Origin of the sequence: Streptomyces callyspongiae, from assembly GCF_047200695.1 — a bacterium.
In the GTDB taxonomy this organism is placed as follows: Bacteria; Actinomycetota; Actinomycetes; order Streptomycetales; family Streptomycetaceae; genus Streptomyces.
Map to the genome: position 1 here is coordinate 1 of NZ_JBJZOM010000001.1, position 20,342 is coordinate 20,342.

At 71.3% G+C, this 20,342-nt stretch carries 13 protein-coding genes and 1 tRNA gene; 1 reads left to right on the forward strand and 13 read right to left on the reverse strand.

Going from position 1 to position 20,342, the window contains the following annotated elements:
- Window positions 1-64 precede the first annotated feature (64 nt).
- The 13 genes from ACL06G_RS00005 to bldG all read right to left on the reverse strand — a co-directional run bounded on the left by ACL06G_RS00005 (window position 65) and on the right by bldG (window position 17,716).
- On the reverse strand, window positions 65-268 hold the full coding sequence (locus tag ACL06G_RS00005; protein ID WP_027735515.1) for a cold-shock protein: 204 nt from the start codon (window positions 266-268) through the stop codon (window positions 65-67).
- Between the two features lie 359 nt (window positions 269-627).
- Entirely contained in the window at window positions 628-975 is a 348-nt protein-coding gene (locus ACL06G_RS00010) for a MerR family transcriptional regulator (protein ID WP_412788004.1), read from the reverse strand.
- A gap of 829 nt (window positions 976-1,804) precedes the next feature.
- Window positions 1,805-1,881, reverse strand: a tRNA-Thr gene (locus tag ACL06G_RS00015).
- A 93-nt stretch (window positions 1,882-1,974) separates the two neighbouring features.
- Window positions 1,975-3,576 (reverse strand): alpha/beta hydrolase, encoded by a 1,602-nt coding sequence (locus ACL06G_RS00020; RefSeq protein WP_412835132.1) that lies wholly within the window; start codon window positions 3,574-3,576, stop codon window positions 1,975-1,977.
- A gap of 61 nt (window positions 3,577-3,637) precedes the next feature.
- Window positions 3,638-4,849 carry a DNA polymerase III subunit delta' gene (locus ACL06G_RS00025; protein WP_412788006.1) on the reverse strand — a complete coding sequence of 404 codons (1,212 nt, stop codon included), beginning with the start codon at window positions 4,847-4,849 and terminating at the stop codon, window positions 3,638-3,640.
- 154 nt (window positions 4,850-5,003) lie between these two features.
- The gene (tmk, locus tag ACL06G_RS00030) at window positions 5,004-7,967 is read right to left on the reverse strand and encodes a dTMP kinase (protein ID WP_412835133.1); all 2,964 of its coding nucleotides are present in this window, start codon (window positions 7,965-7,967) and stop codon (window positions 5,004-5,006) included.
- A gap of 85 nt (window positions 7,968-8,052) precedes the next feature.
- On the reverse strand, window positions 8,053-10,923 hold the full coding sequence (gene topA / locus ACL06G_RS00035) for a type I DNA topoisomerase (protein ID WP_412835134.1): 2,871 nt from the start codon (window positions 10,921-10,923) through the stop codon (window positions 8,053-8,055).
- 210 nt (window positions 10,924-11,133) lie between these two features.
- Window positions 11,134-11,331 carry a hypothetical protein gene (locus ACL06G_RS00040; RefSeq protein ID WP_412788009.1) on the reverse strand — a complete coding sequence of 66 codons (198 nt, stop codon included), beginning with the start codon at window positions 11,329-11,331 and terminating at the stop codon, window positions 11,134-11,136.
- 140 nt (window positions 11,332-11,471) lie between these two features.
- A complete protein-coding gene (locus ACL06G_RS00045) occupies window positions 11,472-13,031 on the reverse strand; it encodes a DUF7059 domain-containing protein (protein ID WP_412835135.1) in 1,560 nt (519 codons plus the stop codon).
- A gap of 96 nt (window positions 13,032-13,127) precedes the next feature.
- The gene (locus ACL06G_RS00050; protein ID WP_412788011.1) at window positions 13,128-13,691 is read right to left on the reverse strand and encodes a small secreted protein; all 564 of its coding nucleotides are present in this window, start codon (window positions 13,689-13,691) and stop codon (window positions 13,128-13,130) included.
- A gap of 209 nt (window positions 13,692-13,900) precedes the next feature.
- Window positions 13,901-16,294: a sodium-translocating pyrophosphatase gene (locus ACL06G_RS00055; RefSeq protein WP_412788012.1), complete on the reverse strand. Its 2,394-nt coding sequence runs from the start codon at window positions 16,292-16,294 to the stop codon at window positions 13,901-13,903.
- A 501-nt stretch (window positions 16,295-16,795) separates the two neighbouring features.
- Entirely contained in the window at window positions 16,796-17,242 is a 447-nt protein-coding gene (locus ACL06G_RS00060) for an ATP-binding protein (protein ID WP_412788013.1), read from the reverse strand.
- A 132-nt stretch (window positions 17,243-17,374) separates the two neighbouring features.
- Window positions 17,375-17,716, reverse strand: a complete 342-nt coding sequence (gene bldG / locus ACL06G_RS00065; RefSeq protein WP_237318857.1) for an anti-sigma factor antagonist BldG — start codon at window positions 17,714-17,716, stop codon at window positions 17,375-17,377.
- A gap of 193 nt (window positions 17,717-17,909) precedes the next feature.
- On the opposite strand from bldG, the gene ACL06G_RS00070 reads away from it, so the two are divergent.
- Complete coding sequence (locus ACL06G_RS00070) at window positions 17,910-20,270, forward strand: DEAD/DEAH box helicase (RefSeq protein ID WP_412835136.1); 2,361 nt, start codon at window positions 17,910-17,912, stop codon at window positions 20,268-20,270.
- Window positions 20,271-20,342: the final 72 nt, after the last annotated feature.

The window sequence follows — 20,342 nt, forward strand, 5'->3', positions numbered from 1 at the left end:
GACAAAACCCCCGCGCGCGGGGCCCCCCGGTGCGGGCGCCCCCGGCTCGCTCTACGCGTCAGCGTCAGGCGGGAACGATGTTCTCCGCCTGCGGACCCTTCTGGCCCTGCGTGACATCGAAGTTCACCTTCTGGCCTTCGAGCAGCTCACGGAAGCCGGTGGCGTTGATGTTCGAGTAGTGGGCGAACACGTCAGCGCCGCCACCCTCCTGCTCGATGAAGCCGAAACCCTTTTCCGCGTTGAACCACTTAACGGTGCCAGTAGCCAAGATATATCTCCTTCGGGGCGGTACCCGGCACGTGCACTGCGCACGATGCCGCAGCTGCCGCGATGATCACCCTCCGGAAATACCGAACTGCACAAGCCTCTTTCCGGTAACCCTGGAAGAGCGCTTGAAAATCTGGGGAACCACAACTGCAACTGGCGCAACCGTAACACAGACACTTCGAGGAGTGCGGCCGACTCTCGGGAACAGATCCACCCCGGCGCCATTCCTGCTCGCGCTCCACCTGAGTTTCTGCAGCGGCGGAGCAAGATTTACGTGGTCGGACACATAGCGAAATCGCTCGACCGGGAGTGCCTACCGCGTCGCGGCGCGCCACGCACCGCGGCGCACGCCGAGGGACGTCAGGCGTCGGCTTTCGGACCCGAGGGCCCCTCCCGACGCCGCAACTGCTCGTTGATGCGTTGGGCCTCTTCGAGCTGGTCCTCCAGGATGATGATGCGGCACGCCGCCTCCACGGAGGTCCCCTGGTCGACCAGTTCCCGGGCCCGGGCGGCAAGTCGCAACTGATAGCGGGAATAGCGCCGGTGCCCGCCCTCCGAGCGCAACGGCACGATCAGGCGTGCTTCACCGATGGCCCGCAGGAAGGCCGGCGTGGTGCCGAGCATCTCGGCAGCTCGCCCCATCGTGAAGGCAGGGTAGTCGTCGTCGTCGAGATTGCTCGACGGGGTGGATGTGTTGTCTGCGGCCACCGGCACCTCTCGGGAAACGCGTCGAGGGGCCCTGGCGCCGTGCGGCACCAGGGCCCCGAGGGGAATAACACCATCTACCGGCTATGTGCACCGGTTTCCTTGGTCCGCACACCCGCCCGGAAGGACGGGGCGCGGGGATCGCAGCTGCGTGACCGGGGACCACCTTCCAATCCGGGGGTCTGCGGTACCCGGGCGGACCCTTCCCACCCGGGCGATCCTGATGGCGCCTCTCTCCTCCTTCTCCTCTGTCCTGCACTGCTTCGATCCTGCAGAACTGCATGCGATCCCTGGGATCGCCCGGTCCGGCACCCACTGACGGAGCCCTCACCATCGGCCCCACCACTCGACCGCCGGACCTCGACCTGCTTGGTACGCATGCGGGGCAGTTCGTCATCTGCCCCGCCTCTCTGATCTCTGCGAGTACACGAGGAACTCTACCCTCGGAGTGCGCACATGTCTACCTTCGCGATCACAGATTTTCTGCAGGATGGACCGCCGTCAACCATGCCTCTGAAAGGGAAGGAGTCTGCGCCGGACACCGACGGCATACTTGGCCCCGCCGTCGGAGGCGATCCTGGGGCTGCCCGGGGACTTCGTGGCACCCTCCGCCACCCCGCTGTGCCAACCGTTCCGAAACGCGGCGGCAACTACGGCAGGGGGGGCGAGCGGAAGCGCAGTCGGTGACGGGCTCTGCATCGGTTGCCAACGCCACGGATCGCCCGGCGCGGACCCACACCCCAGGGCATCGATCTCCGCCCCGAAGGCGGCCCTCGATCGGGGCCAGGTACGAAAAAACCCAGGTCACGCCTCGCGTGACCTGGGCTTCGTGTGGAGCCGCCTGGGGGAGTCGAACCCCCGACCTACGCATTACGAGTGCGTCGCTCTGGCCAACTGAGCTAAGGCGGCATTTCGCCCGCCGCCATGGTGGCGGCAGCAGCGGGAAGCAGTCTACAGGGTTCACGGGGGTGCCCCGTAACGGGGCACCCCGCCTCCCGGCTGCTACTCGCAGCGGGTCCCCTCGGGCGGCACATCGCCGTCGACGAAGTAGTCGGTGATCGCCGCGTCGATGCACTGGCTGCCCTGCATGAAGGCGGTGTGGCCGTCGCCCTCGTAGGTCAGCAGCCGGCCGGTGCGCAGCTGCCCGGCCAGCCCCTGCGCCCAGGAGTACGGGGTGGCCGGGTCCCGGGTGGTGCCGACCACCAGCATCGGGGCGGCGCCCGCGGCGGCGATCCGGTGGGGGCTGCCGGTGGGTTCGACCTGCCAGTAGGCGCAGTTCAGCGAGGCCCAGGCGAAGGTCCGGCCGAAGACCGGGGAGACCTTCTCGAAGGAGCCGACGGAGTCTTCGACGTCGCCCGGCGAGGAGAAGGCCGGGGGCAGGTCGGCGCAGTTCACGGCGGCGTTGGCGAACATGATGTTGCCGTACGAACCGTCGGAGCCCCTTTCGTAGTAGGCGTCGGAGAGCGCCAGCAGCCCGGCGCCGTTCCCTCCTGCCGCCTCGGTCAGCGCCAGACGCAGCCGCGGCCAGTACACCTCTGTGTACATCGCCTGGATCACGCCGGTGGCGGCGAGCGACTCGGTCAGCGTGCGGGAGCTACCGGTCCGCAGCGGCTTGCGGTCGATCTTCTCGAAGAGGTCGCCGAGCCGCTTGCCCGCCTGCTGGACGCTTCCGGTCCCCAGCGGGCAGTCGTCGCGCTCCACGCAGTCCTCGGCGAACGCGCGGAACGCGGTCGCGAAGCCGCCGGTCTGCTGCCGGTTGATCTCCAGCGCGTCCAGGGACGGGTCGATCGCCCCGTCGAGGACGAGCCGCCCGGTGCGGTACGGGAAGAGGCCGGCGTAGGTGGCGCCCAGGTAGGTGCCGTAGGAAGCGCCGTAGTAGTAGAGCTTCCTGTCGCCGAGGACGGCACGGAGCACATCCATGTCCCGCGCGGCGTCACGGGTGGAGACGTGCTCCAGCAGACCTCCGGAGCGCTGCCGGCAGCCCTTCGCGAAGTTCTCGTACGCGGTGGCGAGCGCGTCGACCTCGTCCGCGTCGTCGGGGGTCTGGTCGGTGCGGGTGTAGCGGTCCATCTCCCGCCCGGACAGGCATTCCACGGGCTCGCTCCGGCCGACGCCGCGCGGGTCCATGCCGACCAGGTCGTAGCGGTCGCGCAGTTCGGCCGGGAATCCCACGGCGGCGGCCTGGCGGAGGTAGTCGATCGCCGACCCTCCGGGGCCGCCCGGGTTGACCATCAGGGAGCCGATGGCGGGGCCGTCGCCGGAGGCCTTCCTGCGGGAGACCGCCAGCCGCAACTCGGCGTCCTCCGAGGGGTCCTCGTAGTCGAGTGGCACGGTGAGGCGGGCGCACCGGAATCCCGCGGCGTCGCAGTCGCGCCATTTCAGCTTCTGCTCGTAGTACGGCGCGAGGTCGGCGGGGATCTTCTTCTGCAGCGGGCGCAGCGGTTCCGCGTCCCCGCCGGGCGTGCGGGTGCTGTTGGGCGGCTGTTCCGCCGGTTTGCTCTCCGCCCCGGCCGACCCGCCGTCCCCCGAGGAGCACCCGGACATCAGCAGCGCGGCGCCGACCAGGGCGACGGAGGAGGAGCGGAGCACACGCCTGAGGTCCATGGAGACGTTCCCTTGCAGTCCGGCAGATCACTCGGATAACCGAGCGTATCCGGACGAGTGGTCATCCCGCGCGCAACGACATCGCCATCGCCTCGACGGCGAGGAGCGGGGCGACGTTGCGGTCGAGTGCCTCACGGCACTCCATGACGGCCTCGATGCGCCGCAGTGTCTGCTCCGGCGAGGAGTGCGCGGCGATCCGCTCGACGGCGTCGCGCGCCTCGTCGTCGGCGGCGGCCACGCCGGACCCGAACTGCCTTGCCATCACGTCCCGGTAGAAGCCCGTCAGGTCGGTGAGCGCGAGATCGAGCGAGTCGCGCTGGGCGCGGGTGGCGCGCCGCTTCTGCTTGTCCTCGAGCTCCTTCATCGCCCCGGCCGTGCCGCGCGGCAGCCGCTTCCCCTCGGCGGCGCCGAGGGCGGCGCGGAGGTTTTCGGTCTCCTTGGCGTCGAGTTCCTCGGAGATCTGTTTGGCGTCCTCGCTCGCCGCGTCGATCAGGTCCTGCGCGGCCTTGAGGGCACCGCCCACATCGGCCACGCGCTGCGGCATGCGCAGCACTGCCGTCCGCCGGGCACGGGCCCGTTCGTCGGTGGCCAGGCGGCGGGCCCGGTCGATGTGCCCCTGCGTGGCGCGAGCGGCGGTCGCTGCGGCGCCCGGTTCGATGCCGTCCCGCCGGACCAGCAGGTCGGCCACGGCGTCCACCGGCGGGGTGCGCAGCCCGAGGGTGCGGCAGCGGGAGCGGATCGTGGGGAGCACGTCCTCCGTGGACGGCGCGCAGAGCAGCCACACGGTGCGGGGGGCGGGCTCCTCCACGGCCTTGAGGAGGACGTTGCCCGCGCCTTCGGTGAGGCGGTCGGCGTCCTCCAGCACGATGACCTGCCAGCGGCCGCCCGCCGGGGACATCTGGGCGCGGCGGACCAGTTCGCGGGTCTCCTTGACGCCGATGCTGAGCAGGTCCGTGCGGACCACTTCGACGTCGGCGTGGGTGCCGACGACCGTGGTGTGGCAGCCGTCGCAGAAGCCGCAGCCGGGTGCGCCGCCCGATCCGTGGTCGGCGCCCGTGCACTGCAGGGCGGCGGCGAAGGCGCGGGCGGCGGTGGCGCGGCCGGAACCGGGCGGGCCGGTGAACAGCCAGGCGTGTGTCATGGACGAGCCGCGCAGGACGCCGGGATCACCTCCTGCGGCCTGTGCGGCGACGTACGCGCCGGCATCGCGTGCGGCGGCCGTGAGCTGGCCGACGACCCGCTCCTGACCGACCACGTCGTCCCAGACGGCCATGGGTGTCCTCTCCGTGCGGGGCGCTTCGCTGTGCGCTCCCATTGTGCGGGACGCCGGTGACAGGCGGCGTCCCGCACGGGTGCCCCGCGGGCACCGTGCGGGACGCGGTGGGCGGATGCGGCGGTGCCGGTGGGATGTCCGGGGCGGCCGCCTGTCAGCGGGTCCTGCGGCCGCCGCCGCCGTCGTCCTCGTCGTCGTGCGAACCGAGCAGTTCGTCGGCGAGGGAGGGCACGTCGTCGAGCGGGGTCTCCTCCGCCCAGTCCGGCCGTTCCCGGGAGGGCCGGGCGGCGCCCGGGGCGGCCCGGGGCATCTCCCGTGTCCGCTCCGGCTCGGGGACCTCCGCCGTCTCCTCGTCCGGGGAGACGGCCGGCATCACCGTGGTCTCCTCCTCCGACGACACGGCCGGCATCACCGTGGTCTCCTCCTCCGGTCCGGCGCCGCCCGCGTCGCCCGGGGTCCGCTTGTGCATGTCGACCCGCGGCATGGGCATGGTCTCGTCTGCACCGGCCCCGTTCGGGGCGCCCTCGGCGGCGCGTCGTGCGTCCTCGGAACGGAGCAGCGACTCCTCCGCCCTGCGCTGCTTCTCGCGACGGCGCTCCTCGGCCTCGGACCGCAGCCGCTCCTCTTCGTCGGCGAGACGCCGGCGGCGTTCCTCCTCCTCGCGGCGGGCGGTTTCCTCGGCCTCGCGGCGGGCGCGCTCCTCCTCGGCGCGGCGGCGGTTCTCCTCGGCCCGCTGCCGGGACTCCTCGAGCCTGCGCGCTTCCTCGCGCTGCCGCTGCAGTTCCTCGTCGCGGCGCTTGCGCTCGGCCTCCTCCTCGCGGAGGCGTCGCAGTTGCTCCTCGCGTTCGCGTTCCCGGCGTTCCTCCTCGGCCTTGCGCTCGGCCTCCTCCTCGGCGCGGCGCCTGGCTTCCTCCTCGGCCGCCCTGCGGGCCTCCTCGCGCGCGGTGATCTCCTGCTGCGACAGCGGAAGCATCTGGTCCAGCCGGTGCCGGGCGACCGTGGTGACGGCTTCGGGCTCCTGCCCGGCGTCGACCACGACGTACCGGGCCGGGTCGGCGGCTGCCAGGGACAGGAATCCGGCGCGCACGCGGCGGTGGAACTCGTCCGGCTCGGACTCGAGGCGGTCGGGCGCCTCGGTGAAGCGCTCGCGGGCCGTCTGCGGAGAGATGTCGAGCAGCACGGTGAGGTGGGGGACCAGGCCGTCCGTGGCCCAGCGGGAGATCCTGGCGATCTCCGTCGGCGAGAGGTCGCGTCCGGCGCCCTGGTAGGCGACGGAGGAGTCGATGTACCGGTCGGTGATGACCACGGCGCCGCGCTCCAGCGCGGGGCGCACGACGGTGTCGACGTGCTCGGCGCGGTCCGCCGCGTACAGCAGGGCCTCGGCGCGGTCGGTCAGTCCGGCGGAGGAGACGTCGAGCAGGATGGAACGGAGTCGCTTGCCGAGAGGTGTCGCGCCCGGCTCGCGGGTGACGACGACTTCGTGGCCCTTGGCGCGGATCCAGTCCGCGAGGGCTTCGACCTGCGTGGACTTGCCTGCGCCGTCGCCACCCTCGACGGCGATGAAGAAGCCTTCGGCAGCCGGTCCCTGGGCGGGCTCGCCGCCGCGGAAGGCCTCCCGCAGGTCGCGGCGGAGCGACACTCCGTGGCGGTCGTCGGTGCGCCCGAGGACGAGGGCTGCGACCGGCAGCAGCAGGGCGCCCACCAGCATCAGCGCGAAGGCCGCGCCGTCGTGCGCGAAGACGAAGTCGCCGCTGCCGATGCGGTGCGGGCCGATCACGGCGGCCAGCACGGGGGCGAGGACCGCGGCCGCTGCCAGGGTCAGTCGGACCACGGCGAGGAGGTGGGCGGTGGTCCGGGGGCGCTGCCGTTCCTCGGCCTCCTGGTCGAGCAGCACGTGGCCGGTGTGGGCGGCGATCCCTGCGGCGATGCCGGCCAGCAGGGTCAGGAAGCAGACCGTGGCGGTGTCGGGGGTGAGGCCGACGGCCAGCAGGGCGATGCCGGTGACCGCGATGGCCAGGGCGAAGAGCCTGCGGCGGGACAGCACCCGCAGGGTGTGCGGAGCGAGGCGGATACCGAGGGCGGTGCCTCCGGTGAGTGCCAGGACGAGGAGCCCGAAGCCGACCGGGCCGGCGCCGAGATCGGCGGCCTCCAGCACGGACAGTGCGACGGCCGCACCGATTGCGCCGGCGACCGAGGAGCACCCGAGCACGAGCAGCCGGAGGGCGCCCGTGCGGCCCTTGTCGCGGCGGCCCTCGGTGCGCGTGGCGCGCAGACCTTCGAGGGGCGAACGGGGCCGCCGGGTGGCGGAGTCGGGCAGGTGGAGGAAGGTGAGGACCGACAGCGAACCGGCGAAGAGCCCCGCCGCGACGTAGGCGGCGAGCGCGGCCTGATGGGTCGTGAACCAGCTGATGCCGGTGCCGAGCAGGTTGCTGACCAGGGTGATGACGATCAGTGCTGTGGCTGCGACGGGGAAGGCGAGGAACTCGCTGCGCAGCCACAGGCGCCGCAGCGCCTCGTGACGGTCGGGCAGCGGACGCACCGCCGCGCCCTCCGCGGGCGGTGCGGGGAGCAGTGCGGGCGCGGTGCTGTCCTTGGCGACGGCGAAGACGCGTTCTGCCGCGCCGGTGACGAACACGGTTGCCAGGAGCCAGACGAACGCGGTGCGCGGCATCCAGTCCTGCCAGAGCGGGGCGACGAGGAACGCCAGGACGCGCAGCGCGTCGGCGACGATCATCGTCCACCGCCGGTCGAGGTGGCCGCCGGCGGCGGTCAGCGAGGACAGCGGCCCGAGCAGGAGGACACCGAAGAGCAGGGCTGCCAGGAGGCGCGCCCCGAACACGGCGGCGACGGCGAGCGCCACGCCCTGGTACCCCCCGCCGAGGACAGGTGCGGCACCGGCCGCGGGAGCGGCGACCGCGGCGTGCAGGGCGAGCAGCAGCAGGACCAGGAGGCCGAGAACGTCGGCGACGCCGCCCGTGAAGCGGGCGCTCCAGAGCCGCCGCAGGGGGCCGTAGCGGAGCAGGGCTCCCACCGCACGCTCACGCGAGTCCGCCGCGAGCGCGTCGTCCACCGCACTGTTCATCATGTCCACGCCAGTCGGCTGCTCCGAATGCGTCATCCTGCCAGCGTATAGGGAGCCGATGACGCACCGGCCCCCCACCCGAACATTCGAGCGGGCCGCGGGCGTTCGGAACCTCGGGCGATTACGTCGCGGAGGTCGCGTCCGAGCTGCTCTCCCGCGTGGCGGCCTTCTTGGCCGCCGACTTCTTGGCGGTGCTCTTCTTCGCCGCCGTCTTCTTCGCGGTCGTCTTCTTCGCGGTCGTCTTCTTCGCGGTCGTCTTCTTGGCGGTGCTCTTCTTCGCCGCCGTCTTCTTCTTCGCCGGCCCCTTCGCCCGCTTCTCCGCGAGGAGTTCGTAGGCGCGCTGCGAGGTGATCGACTCCACGTCGTCCGTCGTCCGCAGCGTCGCGTTGGTCTCGCCGTCCGTGACGTACGGGCCGAAACGGCCGTCCTTGACCACCACGGGCTTCTCGGTGGTGGGGTCGGTGCCGAGCTCCTTCAGCGGGGGCTTGGCCGCGGCGCGGCCGCGCTGCTTCGGCTGGGCGTAGAGGGCGAGAGCCTGGTCGAGGGTGATCGTGAAGATCTGCTCCTCGGACTCCAGCGACCGCGAATCGCCGCCCTTGCGCAGGTACGGGCCGTACCGGCCATTCTGGGCGGTGATGTCCGTCCCCGACTCCGGGTCCTGTCCCACCAGGCGCGGCTGCGACAGCAGCTTGAGCGCGTCCTGCAGCGTCACCGTGTCGAGCGACATGCTGGTGAACAGCGAGGCGGTGCGCGGCTTGACCGCGTTCTTGCCCGTCTTCGGCGTCCCCTCGGGCAGGATCTCCGTGACGTACGGACCGTAGCGGCCGTCGCGCGCCACGATCGGGCGCCCGGTCTCCGGGTCCTCCCCGAGTTCGAAGTCACCGCTCGGCTTGGCCAGCAGTTCCTCCGCGTACTCGGTCGTCAGCTCGTCCGGGGGGAGGTTCTCCGGCACGTCGGCGCGCTTGCCCGGCTCCGCGTCCTCCGTCAGCCGCTCCACGTACGGGCCGTACCGGCCCACCCGCAGCACGATGTCCTCGGAGACCGGGAAGGAGGAGACCCCCTTGGCGTCGATGGCGCCGAGGTCGGAGACCAGCTCCTTGAGTCCACCCAGGTGGTCGCCGTCGCCGTTGCCGGAATCGGCTGCGCTGCCGGGGGCCGCTTCGGCGTCGCCGCCGTCCTCACCGAAGTAGAAGCGGCGCAGCCACGGGACCGACTCGGCGTTGCCGGCCGCGATGCGGTCGAGGTCATCCTCCATCTTGGCGGTGAAGTCGTAGTCGACGAGCCGCCCGAAGTGCTTCTCCAGCAGACCGACCACGGCGAACGAGAGGAAGGACGGCACCAGGGCCGTGCCCTTCTTGAAGACGTAGCGCCGGTCCAGGATGGTGCTGATGATCGACGCGTAGGTCGAGGGACGGCCGATCTCCCGTTCTTCGAGCTCCTTGACGAGCGTGGCCTCGGTGTAGCGGGCCGGCGGCTTGGTCGCGTGCCCGTCCGCGGTCAGGTCCCGCGCGGTGAGGGAATCGCCCTCCTCCACCGGGGGGAGCCGGCGCTCGCGGTCGTCCAACTCGGCGTTGGGGTCGTCGGCACCCTCCACATAGGCCTTGAGGAAGCCATGGAAGGTGATGATCTTCCCGGTGGCGCTGAACTCGGCGTCACGCCCGTCCGCGCTGCGGCCACCGACCCTGACCGTCACGGACTGCCCGACGGCGTCCTTCATCTGCGACGCCACCGTGCGCTTCCAGATCAGCTCGTAGAGCTTGAACTGCTCGCCGGTCAGACCGGTCTCGGCAGGAGTGCGGAAGCGGTCGCCCGAGGGGCGGATCGCCTCGTGCGCCTCCTGGGCGTTCTTGACCTTGCCCGCGTAGGTGCGCGGCTTGTCCGGCAGGTAGTCGGCACCGTAGAGCTGCGTCACCTGGGACCTCGCGGCCGTGACCGCGGTGTCCGAGAGAGTGGTGGAGTCGGTGCGCATGTAGGTGATGAAGCCGTTCTCGTACAGCTTCTGCGCCACCTGCATGGTGACCTTGGCGCCGAACCCGAGCTTGCGGCTCGCCTCCTGCTGCAGCGTGGTGGTGCGGAACGGCGCGTACGGGGACCGGCGGTACGGCTTGGACTCGACCGCTCGTACCGAGAAGGCGGTGTCCGCCAAGCCGCGCGCGAGTTCACGGGCCGCCGCCTCGTCGAGCGGGAGCACCTGCGCCGAGGCCGAAGCCGCCTTCAACCGGCCGTCCGGGCCGAAGTCGCGGCCCTGCGCCACGCGGCGACCGTCCACCGCGCTCAGCCGGGCGCCGAACGTGCCCGGCTCCGAGGAGTCCCCCGCGCTCCCCGGCCCGGTCGCGAACACGCCCGTCAGGTCCCAGTACTCCGCGGAACGGAACGCCATGCGCTCCCGCTCCCGCTCGACCACGAGCCGGGTGGCGACCGACTGGACGCGGCCGGCCGACAGCCGGGGCATGACCTTCTTCCACAGCACCGGCGAGACCTCGTAGCCGTAGAGGCGGTCGAGGATGCGGCGGGTCTCCTGCGCGTCGACCAGCTTCTGGTTCAGGTCGCGGGGGTTGTTCACCGCCTCCCGGATCGCGTCCTTGGTGATCTCGTGGAAGACCATGCGGCGGACCGGCACCTTGGGCTTGAGGACCTCCCTCAGGTGCCAGGCGATCGCCTCGCCCTCGCGGTCCTCATCCGTGGCGAGGAAGAGTTCGTCGGACTCCGCGAGCAGCGACTTGAGCTTTTTGACCTGGTCCTTCTTGTCGCTGTTGACGACATAGAGCGGTTCGAAGTCGTGCTCCACGTTGACGCCGAGGCGCGCCCACGGCTGGCCCTTGTACTTGGCCGGCACCTCGGCCGCGCCGTTCGGGAGGTCGCGGATGTGCCCGACGCTCGCCTCGACCACGTAGCCAGGGCCCAGATAGCCCTTGATCGTCTTGGCCTTGGCGGGCGACTCGACGATCACGAGTCGGCGCCCGCTCTTGGTGGTCTCGCTGGTCGGGGACAACTTCTGCTCTTCTCTCCGGTCGGCATCGGTCTGTGACGCTTGCGGAGTGTGACGGTACCGCCCGCCCCCGTGTCAAACGGGAAAAAGTCCTCGGCGCCACTCGAACGGTAACCCGACAACCCGGTTTCCTGCCGCCCTACCGCCGTTCCCGGCCGCGCCCGACCCCGCTTCGACCCGGGTTCCGCCTCACCCGATCCCGCGCCGCCGCACTCAGCCCGGCAGCAGCATCAGGGCCCCGAGGGCCAGCGAGACCACGCCGAACGCGGCGGCCAGCGCGATCGCCGCCACGGGGTGCACGCCCTCGGCCACGGGTTGACGCAACCGGGCACGTGTCGAGGTCCACAACAGCAGCGCGACCCCGAACACCGTGAGTGCCGTTCCGGCAAAAACCGCGGGTCCACTCTCCATGCCGCCCATGGTGCGCACGGTGGCACCCTCCGTCGACACCACGACGAACTCCGGGTGAACGGCTCCGCCCGAACGGCGGTCCTCCGACTGGTCCGGTCGGCCGCGCCGCTCCCCCGGACGGCGGCCCCGGAATGCCGGAGTCAGGGTGCCGGCACCGGCTCGAGGAATCCCTGCTCCACCATCCTCCGGATCGTCTGCGGCGTACGGTCCCGCAGCCCGACGGCGTCCTCGCCGAGCAGCTGGGCGATCGCGTCCAGAATCCGCCCCGCCGAAAGCGAGCCGTCGCACACGCCCGCGAATCCGGCGCCGACGGTGTCCACCTGCGTCGCACGACGCATCCCGCGGTTCTGGCGCAGCACCACGTGCTCCGGGTCCTCGGCGCCCGGCATGCCGACCTGCTCCTGGACGACGTCCTCCGCCAGCCGGAAGTGCTGCGCGAGCAGCGAGGCGTCGTCCGTGGCCCGCAGGAAGTCCTGGCGCGCGAAGTGCGCGCGCACCACGTCGCCGAGCGGTTGTTCGACCGGATGCGGCCATTCCTCGACGATCACGGACGGCTCCTCGGCTTCCGTGGCGCGGAGAGTGATCCAGCCGAATCCGACCGCGGTGGTACTGCGCTGCTCGAACTCGTCGAGCCAGGCGTCGTACCGGGCCTCGTAGGCCGTCTGCCCCAGGGCGTGGTCGCCCGCGTCCCGCAGCCACAGCTCGGCGTACTGGGTGACGTCCTGCACATCGCGCTGCACGATCCAGGCGTCGCAGCCGTCCGGCACCCAGGAGGTCAGGCGGTCGCGCCAGTCCTCGCCCTCCCGGTGCTCCCAGTTGGCGAGCAGCTGCAGGTAGCCGCCCCGTGTCAGGTGGCCGGCCGCCCGGCGGACGAGGGAGCGGCAGAGCTCGTCGCCCTGCATGCCGCCGTCCCGGTACTCGAAACGGGTGTCGGGCGAGATCACCAGAGGCGGGTTGGAAACGATCAGGTCGAAGCCGGGTTCGTCCGCCACCGGCTCGAAGAGCGACCCCTCCCGCAGGTCGGCATCGGGGGCACCGGAGAGCGCGAGGGTGAGGCGGGCGAACGCCAGCGCCCGTGGGTTCACGTCGGTGGCGATCACCTCCGCGGCATGCCGGGTGGCGTGCAGGGCCTGGACGCCGGAGCCCGTGCCGAGGTCCAGGACGCGGTCCACCGGGGTGCGGACCGTGAGCCCGGCGAGGGTGGTGGAGGCACCGCCGACGCCCAGCACCACGTCCTGGTGGCGCCCCGCGATACCGGCGGCGCCGCCGACCGCGCAGCCGATGTCGGAGACGATCCACCAGTCCTCGCCCTCGGGGCCCCCGTACGGACGGATGTCCACCGCCGCCCGTACCACCGGGCCGCCCGGAGGTGCGGCGCCCGGGTCGGCGGGCACCAGCCAGCCGTCGGCGAGCGCGACGTCGAGCGGCAGGGCCCGGCCCGCGTGCTCCTCCGGCACCGGACGCTGGAGGAGGAACAGGCGCACCAGAGTCTCCAGCGGGCCGTCGCTCTGCAGCGCGCGCCGGGCGGGGACGGTCTCGTTGCGGGCGAGGGCGGCGTAGGCGACGCCGCCGAGCAGCTCCAGCAGACCGTCCGGCGTGAAGCGGGCGGCGAGCAGGGCGGAACGGATCCGTTCGGCGGAGTCGGCAGCGGGGACGGGCGAGGGCAGGACGTGTCCTTCGGAGTTGACCACGGCGCCCATTGTGGCGCGCCGCCGCGGACAGGGCGCGGCCCCGTCCGCGGCTCCTTCTCGAAGCGGCCGCGGGCGAGGCCGACGGGGTGTGACGGACCGGTCGGGTCAGGCCCCGGGAGTCGTGCCCGGCGAGGCCTTGCGGCAGCCCGGCTGCCCGGCCATGGCCTCGCCCAGGGCGCCGGACTGGAGCTTCTGCAACGATTCGTCGCCGCTCTCCCCCAGCTTGCCCAGTTTCTGGGCGACCGACTTGAGGCCTTCGGCGAACTTCGACTGGTTGCCGGTCTCCAGTCCGTCCACCGTCGTCTTGAGGTCGCCGTAGGCCTTGGAGAGGTTCTTGAGTTCCTTGACCGCGTTCTTCTCCAGTTTCTGACCGTCCTCGACCGGCGGGGTGCCGGCGTCGTCGACAGCCCGGGCCAGCGCGGCGTAGGCGTCCGAGATGTCCTGGAAGGCGGCCGAGTCGACCTTCTGGACCTTCTTGGGCGACTGCTCCTGCTGCGAGGCCTCGTTGATCGACGCGTTGGCCTGCTGGATCTTGTCGACCTGCGGCTTCACCTTGTCGCAGACCTTCTTCGCCCAGGCATCGGACTCCGCGGCGTCGTCACCGCAGCCGGTCAGCGTCAGTACGAGAGCCGCGCTGCAGGACAGCGCGACCGCGAGCTTCTTCTTCACCGATCGATCCCTTCATGGCTTCCGGCCCCGGAACTTACACGCCTCGACCGCATTCGTGAGACGCCGAACGATCGGTATGCCCCTGAATGAGCCGTTTGGCACAGCCGTGTGCGGGCGGCGCGGCGGAGGCGGGCCAGGGGGACGACGGGCGGGCGGGACACTTCCGCGTCCCGCCCGCCCGTCCTGCGGAGCAGGTCAGCCGGTGTGCCTCAGGAAGCCGTCACGGCGTCCTGCGACGTGGCGGTGTGGTCGTTGTTGCCTTCGTCACCCACCACGATGCCGCGCCGCTTGGCGACGTACACCGCGCCGACGATGACGAGCCCCGCGACCAGGGCGATCACGGTACGGACACCGACGTCCGCGTCGTCGCCGTAGCTGAACTGCACCACGGCAGGCCCGATGAGCAGCGCCACCAGGTTCATCACCTTGAGGAGCGGGTTGATCGCCGGGCCGGCGGTGTCCTTGAACGGGTCTCCGACGGTGTCACCGATGATCGTGGCCTCGTGGGCCTCGCTGCCCTTTCCGCCGTGATGGCCGTCCTCGACCAGCTTCTTGGCGTTGTCCCAGGCGCCGCCGGAGTTGGCGAGGAACACCGCCATCAGGGTTCCGGCGCCGATCGCACCGGCCAGGAACGCGGCCAGCGCGCCGACGCCGAGCGTGAAGCCGACGACGATCGGCGCGAAGACGGCGAGCAGTCCGGGCGTGGTCAGTTCCCGCAGCGCGTCCTTGGTGCAGATGTCGACGACCCGGCCGTACTCGGGCTTCTCGGTGTAGTCCATGATCCCGGGCTTCTGCCGGAACTGGCGCCGCACCTCGTAGACCACGGAACCGGCGGACCGCGAGACGGCGTTGATCGCCAGACCGGAGAACAGGAACACCACGCTGGCACCCAGCATCAGACCGACCAGCGTGCTGGGCTGGGCGATGTCGAGTGCGGAGAGCATCTCCCCGGTGCCCTCTCCGGCGTCCGACAGCGCCTGCGCCAGCTCGATGCGGTACGAGCCGAAGAGCGCCGCCGCCGCCAGGACCGCGGTGGCGATGGCGATGCCCTTGGTGATGGCCTTGGTGGTGTTGCCGACCGCGTCCAGGTCGGTGAGGACCTGGGCGCCCGCGCCCTCGACGTCGCCGGACATCTCCGCGATGCCCTGCGCGTTGTCGGAGACCGGGCCGAAGGTGTCCATCGCCACGATGACGCCGACCGTCGTCAGCAGGCCGGTGCCCGCCAGCGCGACGGCGAACAGCGCCAGCATCAGCGTGCCGCCGCCGAGCAGGAAGGCGCCGTAGACACCGAGGCCGATCAGCAGGGCGGTGTAGACGGCGGATTCCAGGCCGAGGGACACACCGGAGAGCACCACCGTGGCCGGGCCCGTGAGGGAGGTCCGGCCGACATCCCGCACCGGTTTGCGGGTGGTCTCGGTGAAGAACCCGGTGAGCTGCTGGATGACCGCCGCGAGCACGATGCCGATGGCCACGGCGACGATCGCGAGAACCTGCGGGTTGCCCTGGTGCTCCTGGATCGCCACCGGCACGTTCTCCAGACCGGAGAAACGGGACGGCAGATAGGTGACGGCAGCGATCGAGACCAGCACCAGGGAGATGAGCGCGGAGACGAAGAAGCCGCGGTTGATGGCCGTCATGCCGCTGCGGTCGCTGCGCCGCGGGGCGACGGTGAAGACGCCGATGACGGCCGTGACGACACCGATCGCGGGCACCATCAGCGGGAAGGCGAGTCCGGCGTCGCCGAACACCGTGGTGCCGAGGATGAGCGCGGCGACGAGCGTGACGGCGTAGGACTCGAACAGGTCGGCGGCCATGCCGGCGCAGTCGCCCACGTTGTCGCCCACGTTGTCGGCGATGGTGGCGGCGTTGCGCGGGTCGTCCTCGGGGATGCCCTGTTCGACCTTGCCGACCAGGTCGGCACCCACGTCGGCCGCCTTGGTGAAGATGCCGCCGCCGACACGCATGAACATCGCGATCAGCGCGGCTCCGAGCCCGAAGCCCTCCAGCACCTTGGGTGCGTCGGCGGCGTAGACGAGAACGACGACCGCGGCACCGAAAAGGCCGAGACCAACCGTGAACATGCCGACGACGCCGCCCGTACGAAAGGCGATCTTGGTTGCGCGATGGGCCACCGCAGTGAGGTCGACCTCGGCGGAGTCGCTGCTTCCACCGTGCGGGGTCGCCTCACGCGCAGCCGCGGCCACCCGTACGTTGCTGCGCACCGCCAGCCACATTCCGATGTATCCGGTGGCTGCGGAGAATCCCGCACCCACCAGGAAGAACAACGACCGGCCGATCCGCTGCGTCATATCGTCGGCGGGGAGCAGCATGAGCAGGAAGAAGACCACGACGGCGAATACGCCCAGGGTGCGCAACTGCCGTGCGAGATAGGCGTTCGCCCCTTCCTGCACGGCTGCTGCGATCTTCTTCATGCTGTCGGTGCCCTCGTCGGCGGACAGCACTTGTCGTACCAGCATCAGAGCCACACCCAGTGCCGCCAGGGCGATGAGCGCGATCACGATCACGAGACCACGGTTGCCCGTGGTGAGCACGGCGTCCGCGAGGTGCTGGTGAGTCTGGAGTGGGGTGAGTTGCCCCGCCATTCGTCCTCCTTGACGTTTGGCACATGGGCGCGCGCAAGCACGCTCAGGCGTCCTGCTGCAAAGATGTGGACGAATTCTAAAGAGCGGACCCGGAGCAAAACAGGGTACGGGAGCGGAAATGAGCCGCCAACAGCGAAGATCAAATGAAAGAGGGAGGGAAATTCGCTCGCGCGAGGTAACCCGATGAATTGACCAGAGCCATTAAATGATCTCGAAAGATGATCGACAATCGCTTTATGTTGATCACAGGAAATGATCGGAAGAGGCGCTCCGGACCCGCGGACATCCTGGCTCCGGGCGCGGCACGGTGCCGCCCTCCGCGGCGGTGCGGCACCGGTGCGGCAGCGCGTGGCAGGCGGCGCAGGCGGCGCAGACAGCACGGCAGCACGACAGAGGGGCAGCACGAGAGCTGTGACCGGTACCGCGACCGGTTGCCCCTGCGGGCGGGCGGAAGGTGACGTCGGACGTCAGGAGGCGGCGGACGTCAGGAGGCGGCGGACGTCAGGAAGCGGCGGACGGCGCGGAAGCGGTCGGCCAGCTCATCCGAATGGTGCCACCGACCTCGTCGGTGGTGATCTCGACGTCGTCGACCAGGCCGGAGATCACCGCGAGGCCCATGGCGTCCTCGCTCTCGTCGTCCTCGCCGGCCGGTCCCGGGATCTCGTCGCGGGCCCCCGGCACGAGCGCGCCCCCGGTCCCCGGAGCATCGTCGCCGACCTCGATGGAGAAGGTCTTCTCCTCCTCGATGAGGGCGACCCGCACGGGGCTGTCGACGCCGTTGCTCATGTGCAGGCCCACGGCGCGCGTGCAGGCCTCACCGACGGCGAGACGCACCTCGTCGAGCACGGCCTCGTCCACCCCGGCCCGCCGCGCGACGGCGGCAGCCACCAGACGGGCCGTCCGCACATGCTCGGGCAGCGCGCTGAAGCGCAGTTCGACGGTGGCCATGCCATCCCTCCCGATCGACAGGTCCGAAGTCACAGGGCAGCGCGGGGACCGCGCCGGCAGTCCCCGTCACCCGCGTCGTCCGCCGATCCAGGGCCGCGCGGCGCGCCGCTCCCGGACCGGGGCGTGATGGTGTCAGTCCGTGGCCGAGACGGCCTCGTCCACCGATCCGTGGATCGGAAACACCTTCGTCAGGCCCGTGATACGGAAGATCTTGAGAATGCGCTCCTGGTTGCAGACCAGTCGCAGCGAACCCTCATGGGCACGCACACGCTTGAGCCCACCGACGAGCACACCGAGACCGGTGGAGTCCAGGAAGTCGACACCCTCCATGTCCACAACGAGGTGGTAACTGCCGTCATTCACAAGTTCGACGAGCTGCTCGCGCAGCTTGGGCGCGGTGTATACATCGATCTCGCCACCGACCTCGACGATCGTGCGATCGCCAACAGTACGGGTCGACAGAGACAGGTCCACTGATCCTCCAGCACCTTGCTATCGAGCGGTCCGCCCCGGGACTTCCCGTCTGGGAGCCCCGTCCTGTCCACCCGCCGGGGCGGGCGACGCAGGGGACGGATCGGCAGCCGCAGAAGCATTCAATCACTTACCGGCAGACGTGCACGACGCCTTACGCCCATTGTCCGTCGTGCCGGTGACAGACTCGGTGCCGATGGCCACGACTCACCACCCGCAGACCGTCCTCGACAGGCTCGCCGCCGGGGCGGACCGGACCGCGCGCATCACTCATACCGAGCATGTGCCCTCACGGTCAGGATGTCATGCGGACTGGCCCGACCAGGTGCACGAGGACGTGGTGGAGGCCGCACGGCAGGCAGGTGTCGAACGGCCCTGGCAGCACCAGGCGCAGGTGGCGGCACACGCCCTGCGGGGGGAGTCGACGGTCGTCGCGACCGGAACCGCCTCCGGCAAGACCCTCGCCTACCTGGTCCCCACGCTGAGCACCCTGCTCGACGGCGCGGCGGCACCGAACGGCCGAGGCGCCACCGCGCTCTACCTCGCCCCGACCAAGGCCCTCGCCGCCGACCAGCGGAGCGCCGTCGCCCGGTTGGCCGCACCGCTCGGCGGCGCCGTACGACCCGCCGTGCACGACGGCGACACGCCTCCCGAAGAACGCGAATGGGCCCGGCTGTACGCCAACTACCTCCTCACCAACCCGGACATGCTGCACCGCAGCATCCTCCCGGCACACACCCGGTGGTCCTCCTTCCTCCGCGCACTGCGGTACGTCGTCGTCGACGAGTGCCACACCTACCGCGGCGTGTTCGGGTCGCACGTCGCACAGGTCCTGCGCCGCCTCCGGCGCCTCAGCACCCGGTACGGTGCCGATCCCGTCTTCCTCCTCGCCTCCGCCACCTCGGCCGACCCGGCGGAGGCGGCCACCCGGCTCACCGGCCTCCCGGTCACGGCCGTCACCGAGGACGCCTCGCCCCGGGGCGAGCTGGTTTTCGCCCTCTGGGAACCGCCCCTGACCGATCTCGCCGGCGAACGCGGCGCCCCGGTCCGACGCACCGCCACGGCCGAGACGGCGGACCTGCTGACCGACCTCGCCGTGCAGGGAGTCCGCACGGTCGCATTCGTACGGTCTCGGCGGGCGGCCGAGCTGATCTCGCTCATCGCCCGGGAGAAACTGGGCCAGGTGGACCGCTCGCTCCCGGACCGGGTCGCGGCCTACCGGGGCGGCTACCTCCCGGAGGAGCGCCGCGGGCTGGAGCGCGCGCTGCACTCCGGCGAACTCCTCGGACTCGCCGCCACGTCCGCGCTGGAACTCGGCGTGGACGTGGCCGGCCTCGACGCCGTCCTCATCACCGGTTTCCCCGGAACCCGCGCCTCCCTGTGGCAGCAGGCGGGACGCGCCGGCCGCACCGGCCACGGAGCCCTGGCCGTGCTGGTCGCCCGGGACGATCCGCTCGACACGTATCTGGTGCACCACCCGGACTCGGTGTTCCGCCACCCCGTCGAATCGACCGTCCTCGACCCCGACAACCCGTACGTTCTCGCCCCGCATCTGTGTGCCGCCGCCGCGGAACGGCCGCTGACCCGCGAGGACGCGGACCTCTTCGGTCCCGGCTTCGACGAGGTGCTGGCCGGGCTCGAGAAACAGCGGCTGCTGCGGCGCCGTGGTTCCGCCTGGTACTGGACCCGCAGGGACCGGGCGGCGGAGCTGACCGACATCCGCGGCAGCGGCGGCCGACCGGTGCAGGTCGTGGAGGAGGCCACCGGACGCCTGCTCGGCACGGTGGACGCCGAGGCGGCGCACAGCACGGTGCACGAGGGCGCCGTACACCTGCACCAGGGACGCACCCATGTGGTGCGGAGCCTGGACCTCGAGGACGCCGTCGCCCTCGTGGAGGAGGCGTCCCCGCCCTGGACCACGATGGCGCGGGACACCACCTCGGTCTCCGTGCTGGAGACCGACGCAGAGGTTCCGTGGGGGGACGGCAGGCTGCACTTCGGCTCGGTCGAGGTCACCAACCAGGTCGTGTCGTACCTGCGCCGCAGGCCGATCACCGGTGAGATTCTCGGCGAGACGAAACTCGACCTGCCGCCCCGCACACTCCGCACCCGCGCCGTGTGGTGGACCGTGACCGAGGATCAGCTGGAAGCGGCGCGGCTCGACCCCAAGGTGCTGCCGGGCGCGCTCCACGCGGCCGAGCACGCGTCCATCGGCCTGCTGCCGCTCTTCGCGACCTGCGACCGCTGGGACATCGGCGGGGTCTCCGTGCCCCTGCATCCCGACACACTGCTGCCGACGGTCTTCGTGTACGACGGGCACCCGGGCGGCGCGGGATTCGCCGAACGGGCCTTCCGCACCGCCAGGGCGTGGCTGACGGCCACCCGTGACGCCGTCGTTGCCTGCGAGTGCGCCGCGGGCTGCCCTTCCTGCATCCAGTCCCCGAAGTGCGGCAACGGCAACGACCCTCTCCACAAGGCCGGCGCGGTACGTCTGCTGGGCACGCTGCTGGCCGCCGCCCCCGAGGAAGGCGCGGAGACCGGGTCCGCGGACTCCTGAACCGCACCGGGACCCCCTCTCCCACCGGGGCGGGGCCCGGGCGCGTGGCCGCCGTGCGGTCGACCTCGCCGT

Excerpts from the sequence above, each read along its gene's own strand:
- ACL06G_RS00060 (WP_412788013.1), bottom strand. The coding sequence starts at position 17,242 with ATGGCCACCGTCGAACTGCGCTTCAGCGCGCTGCCCGAGCATGTGCGG.
- ACL06G_RS00025 (WP_412788006.1), bottom strand. The coding sequence starts at position 4,849 with ATGGCCGTCTGGGACGACGTGGTCGGTCAGGAGCGGGTCGTCGGCCAG.
- ACL06G_RS00045 (WP_412835135.1), bottom strand. The coding sequence starts at position 13,031 with ATGGGCGCCGTGGTCAACTCCGAAGGACACGTCCTGCCCTCGCCCGTC.
- ACL06G_RS00020 (WP_412835132.1), bottom strand. The coding sequence starts at position 3,576 with ATGGACCTCAGGCGTGTGCTCCGCTCCTCCTCCGTCGCCCTGGTCGGC.
- ACL06G_RS00040 (WP_412788009.1), bottom strand. The coding sequence starts at position 11,331 with ATGGAGAGTGGACCCGCGGTTTTTGCCGGAACGGCACTCACGGTGTTC.
- ACL06G_RS00055 (WP_412788012.1), bottom strand. The coding sequence starts at position 16,294 with ATGGCGGGGCAACTCACCCCACTCCAGACTCACCAGCACCTCGCGGAC.
- tmk (WP_412835133.1), bottom strand. The coding sequence starts at position 7,967 with ATGACGCATTCGGAGCAGCCGACTGGCGTGGACATGATGAACAGTGCG.
- ACL06G_RS00070 (WP_412835136.1), top strand. The coding sequence starts at position 17,910 with ATGGCCACGACTCACCACCCGCAGACCGTCCTCGACAGGCTCGCCGCC.